This window comes from Croceitalea vernalis, assembly GCF_031846405.1.
Taxonomy (GTDB): Bacteria; Bacteroidota; Bacteroidia; order Flavobacteriales; family Flavobacteriaceae; genus Croceitalea; species Croceitalea vernalis.
The window spans coordinates 771,864-797,111 of sequence record NZ_JAVRHU010000002.1 but is presented as its reverse complement, the minus strand read 5'-3'; the positions used below and the strand labels follow the sequence as shown (position 1 = coordinate 797,111).

Sequence of the window (25,248 nt, the reverse complement as noted above, 5' to 3'; positions counted from 1 at the left end):
CACATATAAACTATGTCAAAGATATTAAACGTTGGTCAGCTTGGGAAAACATACACTAGTGGTTCTAAAAAGTTAACGGTTTTAGATGCTATTTCATTTGAAATTGAAGCTGGTGAAACTTTTGCGATTGTAGGCCCTTCAGGAAGCGGTAAAACAACATTGTTAGGCCTTTGTGCAGGTCTTGATGAACCTAATGAAGGTTTTGTAGAACTATCTGGAAAGGACTTATCTGACCTAAACGAAGATGAAAGGGCTTTACTGCGTAATAAAGAAGTGGGATTTATATTTCAAAATTTTCAATTATTACCAACGCTTACCGCACTTGAAAACGTTATCGTTCCTTTAGAACTACAGGGCCAAAAGAATGCAAAAAAAGTGGGGATTGAATTATTAGGTAAAGTAGGCTTAAAAGATAGACTTCATCATTATCCTTCCCAGTTATCTGGTGGAGAACAGCAACGTGTTGCTTTGGCTAGGGCGTTTTCTACGCGCCCTTCTATTTTATTTGCAGACGAACCAACAGGTAATCTTGATGAAGAAACGGGTCAAAAAGTGGTTGAGTTACTATTTGACCTCAATAAAGAAGCTGGTACTACTTTAGTGATTGTGACCCATGATTTAGAATTAGCGCAAAAAACGCAGCGTATATTGAAGCTTAAAGGTGGTAGAATTGTTGCTAATGAAACAGTATCTATTTGATAACTATGAAGAATCAATCTACTTCAAAAGCAGGTATTAGTTGGATTTTTAAAATGGCCTGGCGTGATAGTAAGGCTAGTGGCAAACGCTTGCTTTTATTTATGGCTTCAATAATTTTAGGTATTGCGGCAGTTGTTTCTATTCAATCTTTCAGCGCTAACTTAAAAGATAATATTGCATTACAATCTAAAGCATTAATGGGTGCTGATTTTTTAATTGATAGTGATAAACCTCCAACACCCAAGGTTCAAGCTATTATTGACTCTTTGGGTGGCGTTGATGCAAAAGGGGTTAGTTTTCCTTCAATGGCCGTGTTTCCAAGAAGTGGCGATACTAAACTAGTCAGTATTCAAGGTATTCAAGGCGCCTATCCATTTTATGGCGAATTAGAAACAGTACCGCTAAATGCTGCAGGTACTTATCAAAAAACAAATGGTGCTCTTGTAGATGCTACATTAATGTTACAATTTGGTGTAAACGTTGGTGACTCTATTAAAATTGGAAATAGCCTTTTTCCTATTACTGGGAGTCTAGTTTCAGCACCTGGTACAGGTGGAGTTGGGGCTTCTATAGCTCCTCCTATATGGATTCCTTTTAAATCTATCGAAGAAACAGGTTTAATTCAAATTGGTAGTAGAGTAGGCTATGATTTTTATTTTGTTGCCGATGAACAACAAGATTTGGAAGAACTAGATAGGTTAGTTGACCCAATGCTCGATGTAGAGGGTGCCGATTTGGACACTCACTTGTCTACAGGACAACGTTTAGGTCGAAACTATGAGAACTTTGGTAAGTTTTTAAATCTTGTAGCCTTTATTGCCTTGCTTTTAGGTTGTGTAGGTATTGCTAGTTCAGTTCATATTTATATTAAAGAAAAGCTTAGCTCCGTTGCCGTATTGAAGTGTTTAGGAGCAACTAGAAAGCAGAGCTTCTTTATTTACTTAATACAAATAGCTGGAATGGGTTTTGTGGGCGGATTTTTAGGGGTTTTAACTGGTCTTGTTTTACAACAATCATTTCCATTATTATTGCAAGGATATTTGCCTTTTGAAGTAGAGATTAGTTTTGCTCCCCAAGCAGTTTCGGTAGGATTAATATTGGGGGTTTTAATGTCAGTTTTATTTGCATTAACACCATTATTATCAACATGGTTTGTCTCACCTCTGCAAGTGTTGAGGGTACAGGATGATAATGGTAAAAACTCCTTAACATCTCGTTTTTTGGTTTTATTGGCTATCATGCTCTTCGTATTTGGATTTGCTTATTGGTTACTTGGTAGATTGAACTATGCACTTTACTTTGTACTAGCAATTCTTATGGTATTTGCAGTTTTAGGAGGAACAGCAATTTTATTCATGCGATTGGTAAAACGTTATTTTCCTAATTCTTGGGGGTTCACTGCTCGACAGAGTCTATTGAATCTTTTTAGACCAAATAATCAAACTGCGGTTTTAATTTTAGCTATAGGAGTAGGTACATTCTTAATTAGTACCCTATACTTTACAAAAGATGTATTACTAGCTAAAACATCTTTAGAAGCTAGTGAAAAAGCCCCAAATTTAATTTTAATGGATGTGCAAACTGAGCAAAAAGAGCACGCTGAAAATAGTATTAAATCTTCAGGGCTTGAGGTTTTAAATAATATTCCGATAATTACGATGCGCGTACAACAAATAAAGGAAAGACCTGTACGAGAATTGATTTTAGACACTACCACCACTATGAACAAGTGGATATTACATCATGAATTTAGAGTAACCTATAGAGATGAGTTAGTGAGTTCTGAAACCTCACTAGAAGGAACTTGGCCTGTTGAAAAAACTCCTAATGGTTTAATACCAATTTCACTTGCTGAAAATGTAGCTCAAGGTGCACAAGTTAATCTTGGTGATAAACTTATTTTTAATGTACAAGGTGTACTAATGGAGACTTATGTAGCCAATATAAGAACCGTTGATTGGGCTAGAATGCAAATAAATTTTTCCATTCTTTTTCCTTCTGGTATTCTAGAAAGTGCACCTCAATTTCACGTCTTAACGACAAATGTGCCGGATACTGGTACTTCAGCTTCTTTACAACGGCAATTGGTGAAACAGTTTCCGACGGTATCAATTATAGATTTAAGACAAGTTTTAAGTGTTATAGAGGGTATATTAAATAAGATTTCTTGGGTAATCAACTTTATGGCCTTTTTTAGTATTCTTACTGGTATTATTGTGCTGATAGGTTCGGTTAGAACTAGTAAATATCAGCGAATTAAAGAGAGTGTACTGTTAAGAACTCTAGGAGCAAAAAGTAAGCAGATATTACGTATTACAGCTTTAGAATATCTGTATTTGGGGCTTTTAGGAAGTGGAATAGGATTGGTACTTGCTTTAGTGGGTAGCTTTTTATTGGCAAAATTTGTATTTCAAACAGCTTTTATTCCTTCATGGCCGCCTTTCGTCATTGTTTTACCTGTAATCACTCTTTTGGTATTGTTGATAGGCTTATTTAATAGTAAAACAGTTTTACAAAGCCCGCCTTTAGAAGTTTTAAGAAAAGAAATTAACTAATTTATCAAAAGAAACAGCATATAGAGGGTAAAGCATTCACCCTCTATATCTGAATCTGAATATTTTTATAATTATTGTATGATACCAGTACAGGCAACACGTGCCCCAGCGGCACCACTTGGCTGAGATGTGAAATCATCAATACCTTGGTGTACTATAATTGCTTTACCCACAATATTTTTAGTATCATCATCACATCCAATGCACCATTCACTAGTTGCAAATGAGATGGATGCATTGCCACTCGCATCTGCAGTAAAATTACCAATGTCGCCTTTATGATAACCACCTTCAGCTCCCCATTTTGCATGAGGTTGAAATGTTGGGTTCCAATGACCACCAGTTGATTTTCCATCAGCAGATGAACAATCAGCTTTTTCATGAATATGAATAGCATGCTCACCTTCTGTTAAACCAGTTAAAGAGGCCGACATACTCACAGTACCACCTTCTTCAGCAAAAGTTACTTCGCCAGATATACCACTATCACTTTTAGGTTCTAATTGAAATGTAATCGCTTCATTTTTAGCCATTTCAATCATTTCTTTTTCAGTTTCAAATTCTGTCTCAACTGCTTCCATTTCTTCCTTAGCGGCATTAGTATCTTTCTTTACCTCTTTGCAGCTAAATACAGTCACTATCAATAAGCCTAATAGTGTTGCTTGAACTTTTTTCATTTTTAGTGTTTTTAGTTTTGTCTAAGTTACTGAATATTTCAAGTGAATTCAATATTTCAGCTGCTATCACTTTAGAATTGCGCCTTAAAAAGTTCCTTGGGATCTTTAATTCCTCTTTTCAAATTTTCACACAATAATAAGGTCTTATCAATTTTGGTTTGCGAGTTTTTGTAGCGAGCTATACCATAAATCAAACCTCTCTTTTTACCATCGGTAAAACTTTCAAAAATTTTAAAGGCCTCATAATCACTAATCATAACCGCTTCAAATTCTTCCGGAACTTCAACTCCATATTTTGAAGTGTCCTCAAAAAATTGCATTTCAAAAATATCATTTGGAAATAGCCCCAATTCTTTTTGATAGCGTTTACCAAACATCATACAATATTGACCATGTATTTTTTGAATGGCGGCATGAAATACCAATTCTTTCCCTTCAAATTTTGCAACGGCCTTCACACGTCTTGTTTTCATCTTTATGAAGGGTTCTACTATTTCTTCTGAAAGAATTAAAGAATAATAATCCCCAGTTACAGAAATTTCAAAAACAGAACTTTTCAGCATAATACGAATCAATTACAAACAAACCAATTATGAATTTTAAAGGAAAAACATCGATAAAATGGTTAAAAAATACGATAATCGGTATTTGGACGTTTTAAAAGTATCTAATTTCCCCCGATTAGTAAATAAATAAAAACAATAAACACAAACCATTATGTTGGTCTACCAGCCATCAAAATATTTAGATTTTCTTTCATATTGTAGGCAAAGACGTTTATTCAGTAGAAATTATCAGAATTTACGTTTAATGAAACAATCCGGGGAAATTGCCCAAAACGAATATGTTCAGGCATTAAGAAAATTACATAATCGTGTAATTGAATTAGAACTACAATATTTTGATATTCTTCATATGAGACTTTAGTCTACTAAACTGCTAATAACCTGAGTATCGCTATGCAAAGTTTTATGCACAGGGCATTTATCAGCTATCTGTAATAGCTTTTGCTTTTGTTTTTCATCAAGGTCTCCATTTAGTTTTATTTCTCGATGAAAAGTATCAATCTTAGCATTAGTACTCTCACAATTTTCACAATCTTCTATATGCATTTTACTGTAAGAGGTGTGAACTTCTACATTATTAATAAGCCATCCTTTTCGTTTGGCATACATTTGAATTGTCATAACGGTGCATGCTGAAAGTCCGGCAGATACTAATTCATACGGCGAAGGGCCATAATCATTACCACCAAAACTTATGGGTTCGTCGGCAAGCATGTAATGGTTTCCTACTTTTAATTGCGTAGAAAATCCGTCATCATTATCTAAGCTTGCAATAACCTGATGTTTTGATTTTAACTTGCTATCAACACGGGCATTAATAGTTAAATATCTTTTGGCCCAACCAGATATGACTTCACCTACATAAATAGAATCTTTTTTATCAAACAAAAGATGATCTGCTCCACCTAAAGACACGAAACTTTTTGGATGATGCGCGGCGCTATAAATTTCTTCTGCATTTTTAATTCCCACGGTTTCATCTTGTGGTGAATGCATGATAAGTAGTGGCTTGCGTAGTGATTTAGCAGTTTCTGGTAACGATTTAGATTCTAAATCATCAACAAACTGCTTTTTAATTTTAAAGTCACGCCCGCTTAAATTTACCACTGCCTCACCTTTGGCTTTAATTTCTTCTAGCCCACTTTTAAATAAATGTTTAACATGTTTTGGGTTCGAAGGAGCCCCAATAGTGGCAACAGCATTAATAGATTCTATTTCAGCTGCAGCAAATAAAACTGCTGCACCGCCTAATGAATGGCCAATTATTAAAGAGGGTGCTTCATAATTCTCTTTCAAAAAATTAGCAGCAGCAATTAAGTCATTTACATTGCCAGAAAAATTGGTATCTGCAAAGTCTCCATCACTCTCTCCTAAACCAGTAAAATCAAAGCGGAGCACCGCAAATCCATTAGCGGTTAAAGCTTTACTTATATTTTTTACTGCAGAAAGATTTTTTGTGCAAGTAAAGCAATGGGCAAAAAGTGCAAAATTATGTGCTTGCCGATCTGCCGGAAATTCTAACCTACCTATAAGTTTTTGTCCTTCTTTATTATTGAAATTAACTTTCTGCAGGTTCATTATTTTTTCTTTTTCCTTAGGTCGGGATTAAAGAAGAAACCTATCTGAAAACGATTAAAAACTGCACTAGAAAACTGATTGCGTAGCCAACCTAATTGCAGGCTGCTGTTATCTGTAATATGAGCGCCTATAGCACCATAAAGTCTGTTTTGCCCGAAGAGGTTGTCTTGAAGGTTAATGAATAATTCATCATAAAAATTTAAGAAGAACGTATTGGTTAAGGGTAAAGTCATTTGAATACGATATCGAGCACGGTGCTCTGTCTTGTTTTCATAATCAAAATCATCTTTTTCAGCAACGGTTATAAAACGTTGCTCAAGGCGATAACGGTGTTCAAATAATAATTCCCAAACCTTATTCTTTAAAATGAATTGCTCAAAAATTCGGTGTTCTTTTATTCTTATATCATCATCAATGATATCATCAAAAATTAGTCTATTATCTTCAAAATTTGGGTCGGTATTAATAAAAGCGTATCCCCCGGTAATCATTGCATTTGGGTTGATATGATAATTGAGCCCAGTTCTTAATAATAATTGATTAAAATTATCCGAAGTTTCATAATATCTAAACTGCGCTTCAGTATGTAAACTGAATCGTTCTGAAATTTTATTCATTCCGAAATACATATACCAAATACCGGTTTCATCTTCTCCGGTTTCTTGACTGTTGGCTAAAAAACTTATTAAAAAACAAAAAACAATAACTCTTTTCATGTTCTGCTTTTTTTAATTGATGGAAAATGTTTTTGTTGTTTTGAAAGGAGATAAGTCAATACTTTCAATAGACTCTCTATAGGTTTTCCATGTATCAGTAAAGAAAGAATTAGTTTTAGTTAAGGTCTCTTTCAACTCGGCTTCAGCATAATTGATTAAATCTTTCTCTGTTTTTGTGATGCCTGTTTTTCTGCTGTAAACATATCTATTGGCTACGCTTATTCTTTGCATTACGGTCACCTCAGGGTTTCTTGTGATACCTTGACGTTTGTCTACTTTGCCAATGTATAGGGCGATTACAGAGTCAATGCTTTTTACAATGGTAGAAGACTCCTTAATTTGGTCTTTGTATTTGTCTTTATCTAAAGCTTTCAACTCTTTAGAATACTTGTTTGCCAAGTCTTTACTTTCAACCAATTGTTTAACTGCATCTGCTGCCGTTTGTGTCAATTTTTGAAGTTTATTTGCACTCTCGTATACCTCATTAATGGCTGCAATATTCACTTTTATTCTTGGATCGCTCTTAACGGTAACTGCTGTCTCATCAGTTACATCACCAAAACTTACTTGCACTTTGTAGGTACCTGGTTTTACAGCAACACCACCTCTTTCACGACTATTCTTGCTAATTTTCCTTGAAGGACGTTCTGCTCCTTTTTCATCCATTCTCCAATAAATTCTATGGAAACCGGCTTTTTTAGGTGTCTTATATTTTAGTGTACGAATAAGGCGTTCCCCATCATAAATATCAAACTGAATTGAATCTTTTTTCTGAACACCAGTCAGCTCTTTTTTAGAAGCATCAATATCAGAAGTTTCCTTATTTGTTGTATCAGCTTTTTTATCATCCTTCTTCATGTCCTCTTTACCCTCTTTCAAAAAGTAGGTAATCATGGCGCCACGCTTTCTGTTTTCTCCATTGTATATAGCATCTGCACCAAAACGGCTACCTGTAGCTTGTTGATAAGCGGCTTGATAGGCAGTCGGACTCTCGAATAGCTTAATATCTTTTTGTAGAATGGCTTTATTAGCTGCTAGAGCTCTCAATGGGCGAATATCATCTAATACCCAGGCGGCACGACCAAATGTTCCAATTACTAAATCATGTTCTCTAGGGTGAATTACCAAGTCTTTAGTGGAAACGGTAGGATAACCTTCTGTCCATTTTTTCCAAGAATTACCAGCATTAAAAGAAATATAAAGACCATCATCAGTTCCTAAAAACATAAGATTCGCGTTTATTTCATCTTCGACGATAGCTAAAGCATAACTCTGAACATCATTACTATCTACAATTCTAGACCATGTTTTACCATAGTCTTTTGTTCTATACACGTAAGGTGTATAATTGAATCTTCTATAATCGTTTGCAATTAAAAGCGCTTCTCCTTTATTTTTTTTAGATGCTTTTATTTGTGGTATCCAACTTCCTTTTGGTAAGCCTTTAATATTAGCGGTAACTTCAGACCAATTTGCACCTCCATTTTGAGAATAATGCACACGACCATCATCTGTGCCAACCCAAAGCATATCTTTCTCAACAACTGAAGGTTCAATGACCAATATGGTACAATGATTTTCAGCCCCAGTAGCATCCATGGTCAATCCGCCACTCTCACTTTGTTTTTGTTTTTCAGGATTATTTGAAGTTAGATCCGGAGAAATTACTTGCCATGTCAAACCCTTATCTGTGGTTTTATGTACGAACTGACTTCCAAAATATGCCGTACTATTATCAAAAGGGTCTTGACCAATTGCAGCGTTCCAATTGAATCTAAGTTTTGTATCGGCATTTGGTGCCGTTGGGCGTACAGAATAATTATTACCTGTCTTCCAATCATAACGCGAGACATTACCTTGCTGACTCATTGTATATCCGTATTGACTATCATCTAAATCAGGTACAACATCAAAGCCGTCGCCGAAACTAATTTCTTGCCAATAATCGTTACGAATACCTTGCGCTCTCCAAGCATAAGCAGGGCCTCGCCAAGAGCCATTGTCTTGCATTCCGCCATAAACATTATAAGGATATTCATTATCTACATTAATATGATAGAATTGAGCAACAGGAATATTACCCACAAAACGCCATGTTTTACCACCGTCTTTAGTAATATTCATGCCTCCATCATTACCATCCATCATAAATTGTCCATTCTCTGGATGAATCCACCACGCATGATGGTCAGGGTGTACACCATTATCCACGCCATAAGCAGGCATAAGTTCTGTAAAGTTCTTACCACCGTCTTCAGAAACATTCACATAGGTAAATACTGAGAATACTCGATTTTCATTTTCTGGGTCAACATGGATATCAGAATAATAAAAAGGTCTATTTCCGATATCATTTTTATCATTGATTTTTTTCCATTTAAAACCACCGTCTTCTGATTTGTAAAGCGCATTCTTCTTGGCTTCAACTAAAGCATAAACAATATTCGGTTTGTTTTTGGCGATAGCAATTCCTATTCTACCCAATTCCCCTTTTGGTAAACCATCTTCATCAGTTAGCTTTTTCCAATTAGCACCACCATCATGTGTCATATATAAGCCACTTCCAGAACCTCCTGATTTAAAAAACCATGGATCCCTTTTATGTTCCCACATGGCAACCATTATTTTATTAGGGTTGGTTGGGTCCATTACCATATCTCCAACACCAGTTTTGTTGTTCACAAAAAGAATTTTACTCCATGTTTTACCGCCGTCAGTTGTTTTAAAGACTCCTCGTTCAGGATGTTCACCCCAAGGGGAGCCAATTGCGCCAGCATAAACGGTGTTTGGGTCTGTCGGGTCAATAATAACACGATGTATATGCCTAGTGTTCTCTAAGCCCATAGCCACCCAGTTTTTACCACCGTCTAGTGATTTATAAACACCAAAACCACCATTTAAACTGTTTCTTGGATTACCCTCACCTGTACCTACCCAAATTACGGATGGGTTAGACTGTTGAATAGCAACAGCTCCAATAGATGCTGTTAATTCTTTATCAAAAATTGGTTCCCATTTAATACCGCCAGATGTTGATTTCCAAAGTCCTCCCGAAGCAGTTCCAACATACATTACATCAGGATTTGAAGTAACCACATCAATGGCCGTAACACGACCGCTCATGCCGCCAGGACCAATATTTCTTGGTTTAAGGTCTTGAACAAGGCCCATTGTAAATTCTTGAGCAACCAGTGAAGTTGATGCGAGGAGCATCAAAAAGGAAAGTAATTTTTTCATTTTCGAATTAGTTGGAAATTAGTCGCCTAAAGATAAAGAAAAGGCTTAGGTGATTTCTTAAAAAGGTGTTAAGGAATTTTATCGACGAACTACATAATCTACTTGACTTTTATCGAAAAATCAATCGCTTTGACAATAAATGACATATTTGATGGTTGTCTTTTCACCAAACCAAACTAATACCTCTTTTATTATGAAGAACTACTACATTTTTACTGTCGTAGTTGTATTATTGATAAGTAGTTGTTCTGATGAAACAACTGTATTCGATTTACAAAGCCAAGGTAAAGCCCTACTACTAGAAGAAAATAATACTACGCTTTTAAATTCAGTTTCAACAGCCTCTAATGGAATTCTAGAGATTTATTTTGAGCACGAAGAATACGACAATGACCTATTTGAAAAAAATAAATACTATGGTCTAAATCGTTCCGCTTTTGAAGCTAATTTTAATAAGGGCTCGAATACAGCTAATGCTAGTAGTGATTTCCATCTGAATTTAGTGGGCCAAGTTCAAAGCCCAAGTTTTGACGGCAACACTAATATGGGAGCTACACATATCGATATCAATAATAATTTTGCCTATGTTTCATATAACACTGTAGGTGAGGTTTACGCCGGTGCAGTAGATGTAATTGACCTTAGTGATCCTTTAGTACCGATTCTTTCTTCAAGAATGTACTTGTATGACAGAGATGCCAATGTTGTTTTATATGATGAAGGCTATATTTATGTTATTGGTGGTGTAAATGCCGAAAAAGTTATTGAAGCGACAGGTGAAGCTTTCATTGCAAAAATCCGAGTAAATGACGGTGTTATTGATTTAAATGATGTAAGCTATACTTATCAAGAAGGCCAAACAGCAACTGGAATTACAAAATCAGGAAATTCATTTTACGTCACCAGTGGTGTTCAAGGGGTTGTTGCAAAATATGATGCGAATAATTTTTCAAAGACGAACGAAGTATCTTTTGACGATTTACGCTGGGTAGCATCTTCAATTGATAAAATTGCTGTTTTAGATGGTAGTGCCGGAGTAAGGATTCTTGACACTGATTTAAACGAAGTTTCGCAAATAGGCACAAGAACTGATTTCGTTGCTGGTGCCAAACGTACCATAGCCATTGCAAACGATAAATTAATTGTAGCAGAGGGCGATAATGGAGCTGCAATATTTGACTTGGATTCGGCAACTTTGGAAGAAAGACTTCCGATACTAATTGACCCAGATAATGTAATTGAGGCTGATAAAGTTACTAATGCAGTTGACGTCGAAGGTAATGTCACTCTTATGGCAAATGGTGGAGCAGGTTTAGCTATTAGGGTTAAGAATGATATTATTGACCTAATGGGAGTTGTAGAATTAAATGGTTCCATAAATTACGTTGCCACGGACGGAGATTTTATATTCGCGGCATCAGGTACTCGAGGTTTACAGATTATAAATAAAATTCGTACTCAAGAAAGCTTGGTTATCCCCGAAGGAAATTATATTATAAAGGCAAGACATAGCACACGCGCAATAGGTATATCAAATCTTTCCGCAGATGATGGAATAAATATTAATCAAAGATCCTTAACCGGTGATTCAGAAAATGAAGAATGGCATTTAGAAGTTTTGGATTCAGGAGCATATGTAATAACATCTAATTACTCCAATAAGGCAGTTGCCAGCAGAAGTACTGATGTTAGACAGTGGCAATTCGGGAATGAATCTGATCAACAATGGGCGATTGAACCCGGAGCTCAAGAAGGTTATTTTTATATAAGAAACTTAGGAGATGGAAGATACCTAGATGTTTATGGAAGACGAACTTCATTTGGAACAAATATAATAACATGGCCATTTCATGGTAGAAACAATCAGCAATGGACTTTTGAACGTTTAGAAGATTAAATAAGTTTTAATTTAATACAATATAGCCTCTCAATGTTTTCATTGAGAGGTTTTTTATTTTGTGATTTTTATAATGATTGATGTTTTTAAAAAAAAAGCTTAGAAAAGGCCTAGCTATTTATTAATAAAAAGACCCCGATAGAAAAGAATTTTCAATTAAAGTAACAAAAATTAAAAGCTCGCGTCTGATTGCTAAATCAATCAATACATAAATCATTATGAAAACTCAACTTAATCAATCAATCCGAATTGTAATCTCTTTGGCTGTGACTCTTTTAATATGGGGCCATATTGCTTGGGATTATGTTCATGGCGGCATTCCTACGCACTATATTTTGCATAATAAAGATTTACCTGGTATTCCCAATTGGTGGGGAGGTCTTGTCTTACCTTTAATTACATACTTTTTGCTATTCAGAATACAGCAACGCATAAAAAAGCCAGCTAGTAAAGAAACCTTACAGAAAATTGGATTAAGATTTTTATCAGGTTTGATTTTTGCCGTAACAATTTCTATATGTTATATGCAAGACATTCAAATAGTAGATTTTATTATGGGCCTTGTCTTTTTGATGGCTTTTATTTTTCCTATTTATAAATCTGAATATTTTTTAGGATGGGTACTAGGGGCCTCTTTTACCTTTGGAGCAATAATTCCTATCGGATTTGGTAGTCTTTTATGTCTAGTGTTTTTTATAATATATCATTTAGTAGGTTTTATTAAATCTTTGCTCAAATCAAAAGGGAACTAATTATTCTTTTATAAAAATTCCAAATAATTCATTGCCTTGCCTAGGTGGAATAGAGTTGTAACAAGGTTCAAAAGTGAGCGTTTTCAAATGCTTAGATAAATATTTGGTATACAGTTTTTTATCACCACCAAAAGGTCGTTTTTCTAAATCATTTCCTAATGGGATGTCAAACCAAACGCCTACTAACTTTCCATCAGTATTTAGTAGTGCATTCATTTGATGTGCATAAGCATAACGATTTTTATCAGTCGGCACAAAAGAACAAAAGAAGGTTTGTTCAAATATCAAATCGTAATGGTTTTTATGCCTGAAGAAGTCTTCGTGCAATAATTGATTTTCCGGAAAGTCTGGATTTCTCTTTTGAAAGGCTTTTAACGGAGTAGGTGAAATGTCCATCACATAAACATTTGTAAAACCTTTTTCCCATAAATATTCGGCTTCATAGGCATTACCCGCTCCTGGAATTAAAATTTTTAAACTTTTATTTTGAAGTTGGTCTATATAGGCCTTAATAGGGGTAGATGGGTAACCGATATTCCAACCTGTATTCCCTTGCTGGTAGCGCTCTGTCCAGTATTTTGATTCTTCAACATTCATGATATGTAGTAGTTCATATTACTGTTACATACTTTCAAAGATATCGTAAATAATAGTGCAAATACAATTTTAAAAAAACTCGTAGACTTTAAGCTAAGCATATATTAATAGTAATGCCATTTAAAATAATTAGCTTAATTTAATGACCACCAAAAACAACGAACGTCAATGAATTTTTCACCTTCAGAAAAGATAAAAGAATTAGGACTGGAGTTACCTCCGGCTCCACCACCAGCGGGTGTTTATCGACCTGTTTTAGTGGTCGATAATTTTCTATATGTTTCTGGCCAAGGCCCTGTATTGAGCGATGGTTCATTAATTAAAGGTCGCGTAGGCGATGATATGGAAATAGAAGCGGGTAAATTGGCCGCACGTCAAGTAGGCCTAACAATGCTATCTACGATTCAAACACATTTTGGTAGTTTAGACAAAATTAAACGGGTTGTAAAAGTACTAGGTATGGTCAATTGCGGTCCTGATTTTGGACAACAACCTTTGGTTATCAATGGATTTAGCGAATTGTTTGCTGAGGTATTTGGTAAAGAAAATGGAATTAGTGTTCGTAGCGCCGTAGGTATGATTTTACCCAATGGTATCCCTGTTGAAATAGAGGCAATGTTTGAACTACATTAATATGGAAAAAGCTACCTGGTATCATGTAACCGATTCTGACACTATTGTTTCTCCTTCACTTTTAGTTTATCCAAATCGGATAGAACAGAATATTATGATAATGCTCGAAATAGCTGGAGGTGCAGCATTTTTAAGACCACATATTAAAACTCATAAAATGGCTAAAATCATTACCATGCAATTAAAGCATGGTATTGATAAGTTTAAATGTGCAACTATAGCCGAAGCAGAACTTTTAGCACAATCTGGGGCAAAAGATGTTCTCCTGGCTATACAGCTTACAGGCCCTAATCAGCTGCGTTTTTTTGATTTGATTGCAGCTTATCCTCAAACACATTTTTCTACTATTATCGATAATTCGAAAATAGCTAATGAAATGGCCTCCAAAGCTAAAAAAAGAAAAGAAAGCGTTTATTTATGGTTAGACCTTAATAACGGAATGCATCGAACTGGTATTTTACCGAATAGTAAAGCATTAGAATTGTATAAAGAAATGGCTGAAAACCCATATATTGAGGCGGAAGGTTTACATGTATATGATGGTCACATCCGAAATTCCGATATCACAACGAGAATCAATGTTTGTAACAATGCTTTTGAAACCGTTACCAATTTAAAAAAACAAATTGAAGTTGCAGGATTAGTAGTAAAAAATATTGTTGCTGGCGGTACGCCTTCGTTTCCCGTGCATGCTAAACGAGATGGTATACAAGTATCACCAGGCACTTCGTTATTATGGGATTTTAGATATGGAAGTCTTTTTCCTGACTTAAAATTTTTACATGCCGCAGTTATCATGACGCGTGTTATCAGTAAACCAAAGAATGGTCATCTTTGTTTAGACTTAGGTCATAAATCTGTCGCGCCGGAAATGCCATTACCAAGAGTTCAATTTATTGAGGATACAGATTTTGAACAAATAGGGCAAAGCGAAGAACATTTGGTTGTTACTACAAAGCATAGCGATAACTACGAGGTTGGTGATGTGCTCTATGCAATACCATATCATATATGTCCGACGGTTGCAAAATATCATGAGGTCACCGCAATTAAGGGGGGTGAAACTTCAGAAGTATGGCAAGTAGAGGCCCGAAATAACAAAATCACTATTTAATTTAAAACCATGTTTGTTTTTGATGCTCATTTAGATCTTTCTATGAACGCTTTAGAATGGAATCGCGATTTAAGATGGTCAATTGAAGCCATTAGAAACAGCGAACAAGGCATGACCGATAAACCTGATAGAGGTTTGAACACAGTTTGTTTGCCTGAGTTGCGAAAAGGAAATATTGGTCTTTGTGTTGCTACTCAGATTGCTCGGTATGTTAAAAAGAGTAGTTCTTTGCCAGGTTGGAATTCACCAGAACAGGCCTGGGCACAAACACAAGGGCAATTAGCTTGGTACCAAAGTATGGAGGCAGCTGGTGAAATGATTCAAGTTCATGATTTAAATACGCTAAATACTCATTTACAGTTATGGAAGAGTGATGCTCTCAACAAGCCTGTAGGTTATATTTTAAGTTTAGAGGGTGCAGATTCTATCGTAACTCTGGACCATCTAGAAAAATCATACGAAAGTGGGTTAAGAGCAATTGGCCCGGCACATTATGGCCCAGGCACTTATGCTCATGGTACAGATTCCGTGGGTGGAATAGGAGTGAAGGGCAGGGCACTTTTAAAAAAGATTGAAGAATTAGGACTAATTCTAGATGCTACGCATTTATGTGATGTAAGTTTCTGGGAAACGATGAAATTGTATCAAGGCCCGGTATGGGCTAGTCATAACAATTGTAGAGCCTTAGTAGACCATAATCGTCAGTTTTCGGATGAACAGTTAAAGGAACTTATTTCAAGAGAAGCGGTTATTGGCATAGCTTTAGACGCTTGGATGATGGTACCAAATTGGGTACGTGGACAATCAACCCCGAAAGGTATGGGTGTATCTTTAGCACAAATGGTTAATAATATTGACCATATCTGCCAATTGGCTGGAAATACCAAACATATTGGGATTGGTACCGATTTAGATGGTGCATTTGGTAAGGAACAAAGCCCTGCAGATTTAGATACTATTGCTGATTTACAAAAAGTTCCGCAGTTATTAGAAGATAAAGGGTATACTCAAAATGATATTCAAGGGATTATGAGCGAGAATTTTCTCAATTTTTTAAGGAGAGTTTGGGCATAATAACTTAGAAATTTGTAGTCTACGCATGAGAATTCATTCAAATATTTAGATTATACCAAAGTATGACTGATAAATCATTCGTTTATGTGTTTTTTTAAATTTTATAACATATATTTGTATGATATAGCATTCAAAATAAGTACTTAACATATAATATGAATGATAAATCATACAATAATTACAGAGAAGCTTCTGATAAATCTTTATTAGAAATCATAGGTAAATTCGTTAAATCACATCGTTTAAACCAAAATAAGTCACAAAATCAGGTGGCTGATACTGCCGGTATTAGTCGTTCTACTCTAAGTTTATTAGAGCGAGGTGAAAAGGTTCGTATTGATAGTTTAATCCAGGTGTTACGTGTACTTGATTTACTTGATGTAATGGATGCGTTTCATATTTCAGATGAAATAAGTCCTATTGCCTATGCCAAGCTTAAAAAGAAACAACGTAAAAATGCTTCACCACAAAAGGTGAATAAAGTTAATGAAGAAGATTTAGGATGGTAGATGTTGCAGAAGTCAAAGTATGGGGAGTTTCTGTAGGTGCTATTCGTTGGGAGCAATCTCAACAATTAGGATATTTTGAATATGACAGAACTTTTATAGAAAAAGGTTGGGATTTATCACCCATAAAAATGCCAATTGCACAAGGTTCTCGAATCTATAGTTTTCCAGAACTGCGCAAAGGTCGCGCAGACATTGAAGATACCTTCAAAGGTCTACCGGGCTTGTTATCAGATGCATTACCCGACCGCTATGGTAATAGACTTATTGATACTTGGTTAGTAAAACAGGGACGTTCAGAAGATAGTATGAACCCGGTCGAGAAGTTATGTTTTATAGGGGCTAGAGGTATGGGTGCACTCGAATTTTATCCTTCACAAATAAAAGCTGGTCAAAATAGTTTTTCCTTAGAGCTGGACAGTTTGGTCCAAGTGGCTAAAAAAATGCTGAATGAACGTAAAACCTTTTTGACTAATCTTGATAAAGACGAAGAGAAGGCAATGTTAGAGATTTTAAAGATAGGTACCTCTGCTGGTGGCGCCCGCCCAAAAGCAGTTATAGGTTACAATCCTAGAACCAAAGAAGTGCGCTCAGGTCAAGGTGATTTGCCTAAAGGTTTTGAACATTGGTTACTCAAATTAGATGGTGTTAGTGGCGAACAATTTGGTGAAAGCTCAGGTTGGGGTAGAGTAGAGTACGCCTATTACTTGATGGCTAAAGATGCTGGAATTCAAATTAACGAATGTCAATTGTTAGTTGAAAATAATAGGGCTCATTTTATGACCAAACGTTTTGATCGAAACAATAATGAAAAGTATCATATTCAGTCCTTATGCGGTATACAGCATTACGACTTTAATGATATGTATGGCTATAGTTATGAGCAGGTATTTCAAACAATGCGCCTATTGCGATTAAGCTACCCTGAGGCTGAAGAGATGTTTAGAAGAATGGTGTTTAATGTTTTAGCTACCAATTATGACGACCATACTAAGAATTTTTCTTTTCTTTTAAAAAAGGGTGAAGCTTGGCAACTAGCTCCGGCATATGATTTGTGTTTTTCTTTTGACCCTAGTAATCATTGGGTGAACAAGCAAACCCTTAGTGTTAATGGTAAGCGCTTGAAGATTACAAAAGAAGATCTGATGACCATAGCCAAAGACAATAATATCAAACGAGGTTCAAAAATAATTGATGAAGTAAATAACATAATCAAGTCATGGACAACATACTCTAAGAAGGCAGTATTACGAAACGATTTAACCGATAGAATTGGGAACAGTTTAAATTTTTTGTAGATTCTTCTTAATCCTTATTTACAGCAGATTTCAACAAATCTTTAAGATCATTTTTATCCAAAACTTGCATACCCTTTATCACATAATCTATATTTTGAGTTTGTTGAATATCTTCTAAGGGATTGGCATTCAGCAATACGATATCGGCTTTATTACCTTCAATAAGTTGACCATAATCAGCATCTTTCTTTAAAAATTGAGCCCCTTTATAGGCAGAGTTCTGTAGTGCTTGCAGCGGTGAAATACCCACGTTGACCATAGCTTCTAGTTCTTGGTGTAACGAAATTCCTGGATAAGTATACGAGTTAAAAGCACCACTATCTGAACCTGCCAAAAGTGAAACTCCGGCATCAGACATGGTTTTGGCCAATTTGCCAAAAAAGGTATCTAATTCTTTTCGATTTTGAATTGCTTCGGCTGTTGAATTCTTAACTCTATTAATACGCATTTCGTAGGTTTTTATAATTCCCGAGCCCATGTATTGCAAATAAGCATCTTGGCTATGGTCGACTTCATCTAAATAACTCAATATTCTACCGATGTTTAGCGTAGGAATAGAATACACATTGTTCTTCTTCAATTTTGAAAAAGTGTTCTGAGCTACGGTTTCATTAAAGCTTGTTTGAAGGGCCGGCATTGCTTGCCAGAAACCAATTTCTTTATTTTGTAATTGTTTGGTAATGGCCCCTTCTTTACTAGAACATCCTTTCATAATGTAGTATAAATGCTCAATACCATCAATTCCTGCGGTAATGGCATCATCAAGTTCCACGGTAAATGGCATATGCCCTGTTGTAATGGTATTTCGTTTTTCAGCCTCTCGAATTGTATTTAAATACGCCTCACCACTAATTCTACTGTCATAAAGCTTGACGTAGTCAGTTGGAATTTGTTCTAAAGAATCCAAAGCTTTAGTGATTTCAATATCATTTTCAACGGGAATAGAACCGGCCCAAGTTGCATTCGGACCATCAATTTTTGGCCCTGAAGTAAAGATGGTTGGACCAAGAAGTTCTTCCTTTTTAATTGCCTCTTTCCATTCCATTACTTGCGGTGTTAAATCACCACCGGCATCGCGAACCGTTGTAATTCCATTAGCTATGAAGAGTTTCAAAAGATTTTTATTTGCGGCAATCAAAGAATCGCCGCCTCTAAAATGTACATGATTGTCCCAAAAACCTGGTAGCGCGAACTTTCCACTTCCATCAATTTCTGTTTTAGCAGTGTAATGGCCTTCATTAAAGCTAGTACTTATTTTAACAATTTGCCCTTCAGAAATAAATATATTTTGAGTGTCTATTTCACCGGTAATAATGTCTATAACATTACTATTTTTAATAACTAGGTCATAATTCTTAATTGGGTTTTGATTACATCCAATAATTAAAATAAAAAGTATGGCGTACCCAAGTTTTCTCATTCCGTAATTAATTTGTAAAAAGGTAGTAATTATAATACAGTTAGTTCAATAGCTTTCTAATTGCAATAAATATTAGAATGAAAATTGAGTAACCAATAAAAAAGGGTACAATGTATTGCTTTAAGTCCATGACCAACATAGTACCTATAAGCAATAATTGAAAACCTAGACCGAATGTTGAAACTGCAGTCATGAACCAATTGGGCATTCGGGTACCTTCTACCGCCTTTTTATCCATGTTATAAATTATCTTATCAAAAGCACCATACAGCAAACTGTAAATACGAAACAAAATATTTACGTGTATTTGTCTTTCACCTTTAAGCGCAATAGGTGTTTCGTTTTCAAAAACACGACTGGTGGTATCACCGTGATGTTGGTTTCTAAGAATCACATAATAATAATTGTATAAGGTGCCTTGAAGTTGTAGCCCTAAAAATGCTAAAATGGTATATGCGATAGAACCATCAGTGCTGTACCAGATTGTCATTAAAATTAATAAGTTCAGAAGCATATCAGAGATAGAATCAAGATAACGCCCAGTATACGACGGGGTATTTTTAAGTCTTGCTAATTCGCCATCCGCTGCATCCAATATTGATTTTAAAACTAAGAAAAATGCTGTAGCCCAATAATATTCGTTTAATATGCAGAACACGGCAATTAGACCACTAGCTACAAACAAAAATGTAACATGAATTGGGGTGAAAGCTGTGTTTTGAAGTGATTTTGCGATGACGTTGGCAATTGGTCTGCCGTAATCTGATAAATCTAAAAATTGATTCTCCCTAGGTAATTTTGACATTTACTTTGGTAAAAAAATAGAAGGAACGGGAACACGCTAGCCAACTATTTTTTAAAACAGAAGCAAAAATAACCTAAAATTCACAAATAATTAAAGTAGCTCAAAACCTTTTTTGTATTTTAAAGTAAGTCTTATTACTACTTTAATATTTTAGTTTTATTGATGTCCAAGTTCGCAGCCACAGCCAGGTATGGTAAAGCCATGTGAAGCTTCATGCCATGGAAAGGCCTGATTGTATTTGTTATTTTCCCAATAGAATTTTCCACGATTCTCTTGCGTATTGCCAATTTCGTTCATCGTATCGGTATCGAATAAACGACCATTAACCATGGTATACTTCACGGTTTCTGTATTTCGAATATTCTCTAAAGGATTTTTATCTAAGACGATGAGGTCTGCCAGTTTACCCACCTTTAATGAACCTATTTCATTTCCGGCTCCAATATATTCTGCCCCATTAATAGTTGCGGCTTTCAATGCTTGTAAATTAGTCATACCTCCTTGATGCAATAACCAAAGTTCCCAGTGCGCTCCAAGACCTTGTAATTGACCATGAGCACCTAAATTTACTTTAACCCCTTTATTGGTTAACGCAGTGGCATCTTTGGATACCAAAATATGACCATTTTCATACTCTTCATCAGGTACCATAGTCCTGTGGCGAGAACGTGAATCAACTAAACCTCTAGGGGTATATTTTAATAGTTTTTCATTTTCCCAAATCTTATCTTTTTGATAGAACCAATATTCACCATTGAGTCCACCGTAATTAACAACAAGAGTAGGAGTGTAGCCAGACTTACTATTTTGCCAAAGCTCTAAAACATCTTTGTATACGGGTGCTACCGGAATATTATGTTCAACACCGGTATGACCATCCATGAGCATCGTCATATTTGTGTAAAAAGTGGAACCACCTTCAGGGACTACATTAATGCCCAATTCACGAGCAGCTTGCATTACCTGTTGACGTTGTTCTCTTCTTGGTTGGTTATAACTCTTAACAGATTTAGCACCGTAAGCTTTTGTTCTACGGATAGATGAACGAGCATCGTCTAAATTATTGATGACAGCTTTAAAATCACCATCTGCACCATAAAGTATAATTCCGGTAGAGTAGAGGCGTGGGCCAATCATATCTCCCTTTTTTATTAACTCAGACATTGCAAAAATAGATTCTGAATTGGCCGATGGATCATGTGATGTAGTTACTCCAAAAGCAAGATTGGCGTATAATTGCCAATGTTTTTGTGTGGTTAACCCGTAACGGAAACCACCAACATGCGCGTGAGCATCAACAATACCGGGCATAATGGTTTTTCCTGTAACATCAAATACTGTTGCATTAGGTGGAACTGAAATAGCTTCTGATGAGCCTAATTGTTCAATCTTGTTTTCATTAATAATTATGGTCCCATTCTCGATGACTTCATCACCTTCCATAGTAATAATTGTGGCATTGGTAAAAGCAATACGACCTGTTGGTTTATGAGTTTTGAGTTCTAAACCTACTTTAATACCTGTTGAATCGGGTTTAGCCACTTTTTTTGGAGAATTGGGCATGAAGGTATAACGGTCTTTGATAGCGTTTGAAAAATATTCATCACCCAAAGTCCACATGATATTTTTGCTATCCTTAGACCAGTGGAGATTGATACCTGCATCTTTTGATATTTGTGCAATAGGAACGAATTTAGACTTGTTATCTAAATTAAGTTCCTTTCCATTCATCACTAGTGGTGCGATATAAGCCTGATGTAGATTTGTAAAGGCAATCCAATTATTATCTGGGCTCGGAACTAACCTATTGGCATATTTAGATTTTACATGAGTCCTAACTTTATTCCCATTTAAATCAACCGATTTTAAACTTTTGGTCAAATTACCAAAATAAGTACCACCAGTTTGATAAAATATTCGATTACCATCTTTAGTAAACATCGGGTATTCTCCTTCTTCTGAAACCCATTTATGATTTCCGCCATTTGAATTCATGGTGTAGATGCCAGTATTTTTACTAAAGGTTCTACCTTGGTCGTTATTACCACGCTCCTTGCAATAGGTAATACTAGTACCATCCGGGCTAAATCTTGGTGTGCGGTAAATGCCTTTTTCAGTAGTTAGTTTTGTTGAACTACCACCTGAGGCTGGTATTTTATGAACAGCTCCTAAGTTTTCATCATTCCAAGTGACAAAGACGATTTCTTTACCATTGGGAGAAAAAGAAGGCTCCGCCTCAAAATCAGAAATATTAGTCAATCTTTTTGGTTTTCCGTTAGGAAGTTTTTTACTCCATAAATGACCCACTGCGGTAAATAGTATGGTTTTTCCATCTGGTGATGTGGTCGCATGTCGGATGACTTTGGCGTTAAAACTGTCCGGAGCCACAGGAGAATTAAAATGTACGCGTTCTGCAATTTTAATTTCATTTTCAACTTGAAAAGGAATGTTAGTGACCTCTAAAGAATTCACATTTATGCTATGGATTTTACCGCCACTCCAGAATACTATTGCTTTATCATCTGGTGTCCAATTAAAATTTGGGAATACTCCGAAAATTGCCCAAGCTTCTTGTTGGTCTTTACTTAAACCGTCGTATAAAGGCCATTCTTCGCCGGTTTTTAAATCATGTAAGAACAAGACTGTTTTAGTGCGAATACGTTTGATGAAGGCTAACTTAGACCCATCGCGTGAAAGCTGAGGCCTGGCAGCGCCGCCAGGGCCGCCGGTAATGGTGATCGTTTTTCCTGTTTCAAAATCGTAACGTTTGATAACATAAATTTGACTATTGGGGTCCATGTTATATTGAAAATATCCTCCTGGATATACATCTTCACTGTAATAGAGGTATTTGCCATCAGGCGACACACATGGTTCATTTACATTTTGCTGGTCGTTTTTACGCTTGGTAACTTGCAAACCAGAACCACCAGTAATGTGATACTGCCACATTTCGCCAGCTCCCAGTGATCGTTGTGAAGTAAAGTGTTTGCGACCTATTAAATAGTTGCCATTAGGCATCCAATAAGAATTATTTAATAATCTAAAACTTTCTTTGGTGACTTGCTTTGGGTTAGAACCATCGGTTTTCATTATCCAAATGTTATCACCACCACCAGCATCAGATGTAAAAGAAATATATTTGCCGTCAGGGCTAAATTTGGGCTGAATTTCAAAAGGGATACCGCTGCGTATTGCAGTTGCCTTTCCTCCTGAAATAGGCATACTATAGATATCGCCTAATAAATCAAAAACAATGGTTTTTCCATCAGGACTAACATCAATGTTCATCCAGGTGCCTTCATCCGTGGTTAGGGTATAATCCTTGTAATTAAATGATTCTCCTGGGTTAGCTACATCCCATTTTGTAGGTTCTTTTTTCTTGTCTTCTTGAGGGAAAACAATAATTGATGCCAGTAACACCAATACAGTCGTTAGTTTTTTCATTTTGTTGGCAAATTAGTCGACTAAAGATAGGCAAAACCCGCCTTAGATTTTGACACTATCGGTTTATCATTACCTTTAGAAAGTAAAAATTCTTGATGCTTGAATTAAGACCAACCTGCGAAAACTGCGATAAATCTTTACCACCAGATAGCCTAGAGGCTATGATTTGTACCTATGAGTGTACTTTTTGTTTGTCATGTGTGACAGAAATTCTCGATAACGTATGTCCTAATTGTGGTGGAGGATTTGAAAAACGCCCAATTCGGCCTAAAAAAGAATTGGATCATAACCCCTCAACAACTACAAGAGTTTTTAAGCCAGTAAATTTGAATTCTTTTCAAGTCCTAAAAGAGAAAATGATGAATATTAATCCTAAGGATAGATAAGGATTTTATGAAACAACCACCTTGGTATTACCTATTACTTTTAATATTGTCCGGTGAAGCAGTATTTATTTTACCCTTTGTACTGCCAAGAATTTTCAGACCTACCGTTTTAGAAGTTTTTGAACTTTCAAATGTCGAAATAGGACTGTGCTTTTCTATATATGGTTTGGTAGCCGTTCCGTCGTATTTGTTAGGCGGCCCTTTAGCAGATAGGTTCCCGCCTAGAAAATTAATAGCCATTGCCTTATGGATGACGGCTTTAGGTGGTCTCTTATTTGCTTCATACCCTAGTTTATTATCATTACAAATGCTTTATGGTTATTGGGGCTTTACAACGATTTTTTTGTTTTGGGCACCTATGATAAAAGCAACTCGCCTTTGGGGTGGCAATACATCACAAGGCAGAGCATTTGGTTTTTTAGACGGTGGTCGAGGTTTAACTGGTTTTCTTTTTGGCTTGCTGGGTGTATTTATATTTTCTCTGATTATGGGAGAACAGGTGGCGGAGGCCTCTTTACAAGAAAGTCAAGAAGCTTTTTCTTTTGTTATTTATGCGGCAATAGTAATTATAATGCTGGTTGGTGTATTGGTTTGGTTTTTTATGAAATCTGGAATAAATGAAAAAGAGATTTTGGTCGACCAGATAACAGTTTCTCAAATTAAATCCGTCCTAAAATTACCTTCTGTATGGCTTTTGATGGTTATTATTCTTTGTGCTTATGTGGGTTATAAAATAACTGATATTGTCTCTCAATTTGCAAATGAGGTAATGCTATATAACCAAGTAGAATCTGCTCAACTAGGTGCTTTTTTACAATTTTTACGACCGGCGACGGGTATTTTGGTTGGACTCATCGTTGACCGATTTAAAATCACCTTTTGGCTGTTTTTGAGTTTGGTCTTATGTATTCTAGCTGGTGCTTTATTTGCTTCTGGTTATATTATTCCGACTACATTCTATCTCTTTTTTATTGCTGTCTCTTTAATTGGTATGGGTGTTTACGCAGCTCGAGCTTTGTATTTTGGTGTTATGAAAAAAGGTAAAATTCCCTTAGTCCTTACTGGTACAGCAGTTGGTCTCATTTCTTTGATCGGATATACTCCAGATATTTTTGCAGGACCAGCTTATGGTTATTTTTTAGATAAGTATCCTGGTCAACAAGGCTATCAATACGTTTTTTGGATGCTAACTGCTTTTTCTGCGGTTGGAGCTATTGCAGCATTCATATATTATAGACTGTTTGAAAACAATAATTAACATTTTAAAAAAAGTAAGACAGCCGTCGCTTTT

General features: G+C 35.9%; 20 protein-coding genes. 11 read left to right on the top strand and 9 right to left on the bottom strand.

What is annotated here, in order from left to right; translation table 11 throughout:
* Nucleotides 1-12: 12 nt before the first annotated feature.
* Nucleotides 13-699: an ABC transporter ATP-binding protein gene (locus RM520_RS09955; protein ID WP_311385566.1), complete on the top strand. Its 687-nt coding sequence runs from the start codon at nt 13-15 to the stop codon at nt 697-699.
* Nucleotides 700-704: 5 nt separating this feature from the next.
* A complete protein-coding gene (locus tag RM520_RS09950) occupies nt 705-3,254 on the top strand; it encodes an ABC transporter permease (RefSeq protein WP_311387920.1) in 2,550 nt (849 codons plus the stop codon).
* Between the two features lie 71 nt (nt 3,255-3,325).
* Here the strand turns inward: RM520_RS09950 and RM520_RS09945 are convergent, their stop codons facing one another.
* From RM520_RS09945 to RM520_RS09925, 5 genes are all read right to left on the bottom strand, one after another.
* Nucleotides 3,326-3,931 carry a superoxide dismutase family protein gene (locus RM520_RS09945; protein WP_311387919.1) on the bottom strand — a complete coding sequence of 202 codons (606 nt, stop codon included), beginning with the start codon at nt 3,929-3,931 and terminating at the stop codon, nt 3,326-3,328.
* Nucleotides 3,932-4,002: 71 nt separating this feature from the next.
* Nucleotides 4,003-4,494: a YdeI/OmpD-associated family protein gene (locus RM520_RS09940; RefSeq protein ID WP_311387918.1), complete on the bottom strand. Its 492-nt coding sequence runs from the start codon at nt 4,492-4,494 to the stop codon at nt 4,003-4,005.
* Between the two features lie 360 nt (nt 4,495-4,854).
* Nucleotides 4,855-6,075 (bottom strand): bifunctional alpha/beta hydrolase/OsmC family protein, encoded by a 1,221-nt coding sequence (locus RM520_RS09935; RefSeq protein WP_311387917.1) that lies wholly within the window; start codon nt 6,073-6,075, stop codon nt 4,855-4,857.
* The gene (locus tag RM520_RS09930; protein ID WP_311387916.1) at nt 6,075-6,791 is read right to left on the bottom strand and encodes a DUF2490 domain-containing protein; all 717 of its coding nucleotides are present in this window, start codon (nt 6,789-6,791) and stop codon (nt 6,075-6,077) included. Before RM520_RS09930 ends, RM520_RS09935 begins: the two co-directional genes overlap by 1 nt.
* Before the next feature lie 12 nt (nt 6,792-6,803).
* Nucleotides 6,804-10,028, bottom strand: coding sequence for a WD40/YVTN/BNR-like repeat-containing protein (locus RM520_RS09925; protein WP_311387915.1), 3,225 nt, complete (start codon nt 10,026-10,028; stop codon nt 6,804-6,806).
* Nucleotides 10,029-10,221: 193 nt separating this feature from the next.
* On the opposite strand from RM520_RS09925, the gene RM520_RS09920 reads away from it, so the two are divergent.
* On the top strand, nt 10,222-11,925 hold the full coding sequence (locus RM520_RS09920; RefSeq protein ID WP_311387914.1) for an RICIN domain-containing protein: 1,704 nt from the start codon (nt 10,222-10,224) through the stop codon (nt 11,923-11,925).
* A gap of 218 nt (nt 11,926-12,143) precedes the next feature.
* A complete protein-coding gene (locus tag RM520_RS09915; RefSeq protein ID WP_311385558.1) occupies nt 12,144-12,677 on the top strand; it encodes a hypothetical protein in 534 nt (177 codons plus the stop codon).
* On the opposite strand, the gene RM520_RS09910 is transcribed toward RM520_RS09915, so the two are convergent.
* Entirely contained in the window at nt 12,678-13,274 is a 597-nt protein-coding gene (locus RM520_RS09910) for a methyltransferase domain-containing protein (RefSeq protein WP_311385557.1), read from the bottom strand.
* 168 nt (nt 13,275-13,442) lie between these two features.
* On the opposite strand from RM520_RS09910, the gene RM520_RS09905 reads away from it, so the two are divergent.
* The 5 genes from RM520_RS09905 to RM520_RS09885 all read left to right on the top strand — a co-directional run bounded on the left by RM520_RS09905 (nt 13,443) and on the right by RM520_RS09885 (nt 17,899).
* A complete protein-coding gene (locus tag RM520_RS09905; protein WP_311387913.1) occupies nt 13,443-13,907 on the top strand; it encodes a RidA family protein in 465 nt (154 codons plus the stop codon).
* 1 nt (nt 13,908) lies between these two features.
* Nucleotides 13,909-15,021 carry a D-TA family PLP-dependent enzyme gene (locus RM520_RS09900; protein WP_311387912.1) on the top strand — a complete coding sequence of 371 codons (1,113 nt, stop codon included), beginning with the start codon at nt 13,909-13,911 and terminating at the stop codon, nt 15,019-15,021.
* A 9-nt stretch (nt 15,022-15,030) separates the two neighbouring features.
* Nucleotides 15,031-16,095, top strand: a complete 1,065-nt coding sequence (locus RM520_RS09895; protein WP_311387911.1) for a dipeptidase — start codon at nt 15,031-15,033, stop codon at nt 16,093-16,095.
* Between the two features lie 155 nt (nt 16,096-16,250).
* Nucleotides 16,251-16,604 (top strand): helix-turn-helix domain-containing protein, encoded by a 354-nt coding sequence (locus tag RM520_RS09890; protein WP_311385553.1) that lies wholly within the window; start codon nt 16,251-16,253, stop codon nt 16,602-16,604.
* A complete protein-coding gene (locus tag RM520_RS09885; RefSeq protein WP_311387910.1) occupies nt 16,598-17,899 on the top strand; it encodes a type II toxin-antitoxin system HipA family toxin in 1,302 nt (433 codons plus the stop codon). Before RM520_RS09890 ends, RM520_RS09885 begins: the two co-directional genes overlap by 7 nt.
* Nucleotides 17,900-17,906: 7 nt before the next feature.
* On the opposite strand, the gene RM520_RS09880 is transcribed toward RM520_RS09885, so the two are convergent.
* The 3 genes from RM520_RS09880 to RM520_RS09870 form a co-directional block, all read right to left on the bottom strand.
* The gene (locus RM520_RS09880; protein ID WP_311387909.1) at nt 17,907-19,319 is read right to left on the bottom strand and encodes an amidohydrolase family protein; all 1,413 of its coding nucleotides are present in this window, start codon (nt 19,317-19,319) and stop codon (nt 17,907-17,909) included.
* A gap of 40 nt (nt 19,320-19,359) precedes the next feature.
* Entirely contained in the window at nt 19,360-20,124 is a 765-nt protein-coding gene (locus RM520_RS09875; RefSeq protein WP_311387908.1) for a CDP-alcohol phosphatidyltransferase family protein, read from the bottom strand.
* Nucleotides 20,125-20,280: 156 nt separating this feature from the next.
* Nucleotides 20,281-23,571, bottom strand: a complete 3,291-nt coding sequence (locus RM520_RS09870) for an amidohydrolase family protein (RefSeq protein ID WP_311387907.1) — start codon at nt 23,569-23,571, stop codon at nt 20,281-20,283.
* Between the two features lie 95 nt (nt 23,572-23,666).
* Between RM520_RS09870 and RM520_RS09865 the strand changes: the two genes are divergently transcribed.
* On the top strand, nt 23,667-23,957 hold the full coding sequence (locus tag RM520_RS09865) for a DUF1272 domain-containing protein (RefSeq protein WP_311385548.1): 291 nt from the start codon (nt 23,667-23,669) through the stop codon (nt 23,955-23,957).
* Nucleotides 23,958-23,964: 7 nt separating this feature from the next.
* Nucleotides 23,965-25,215: an MFS transporter gene (locus RM520_RS09860; protein WP_311387906.1), complete on the top strand. Its 1,251-nt coding sequence runs from the start codon at nt 23,965-23,967 to the stop codon at nt 25,213-25,215.
* The last annotated feature ends 33 nt before the right edge of the window (nt 25,216-25,248 follow it).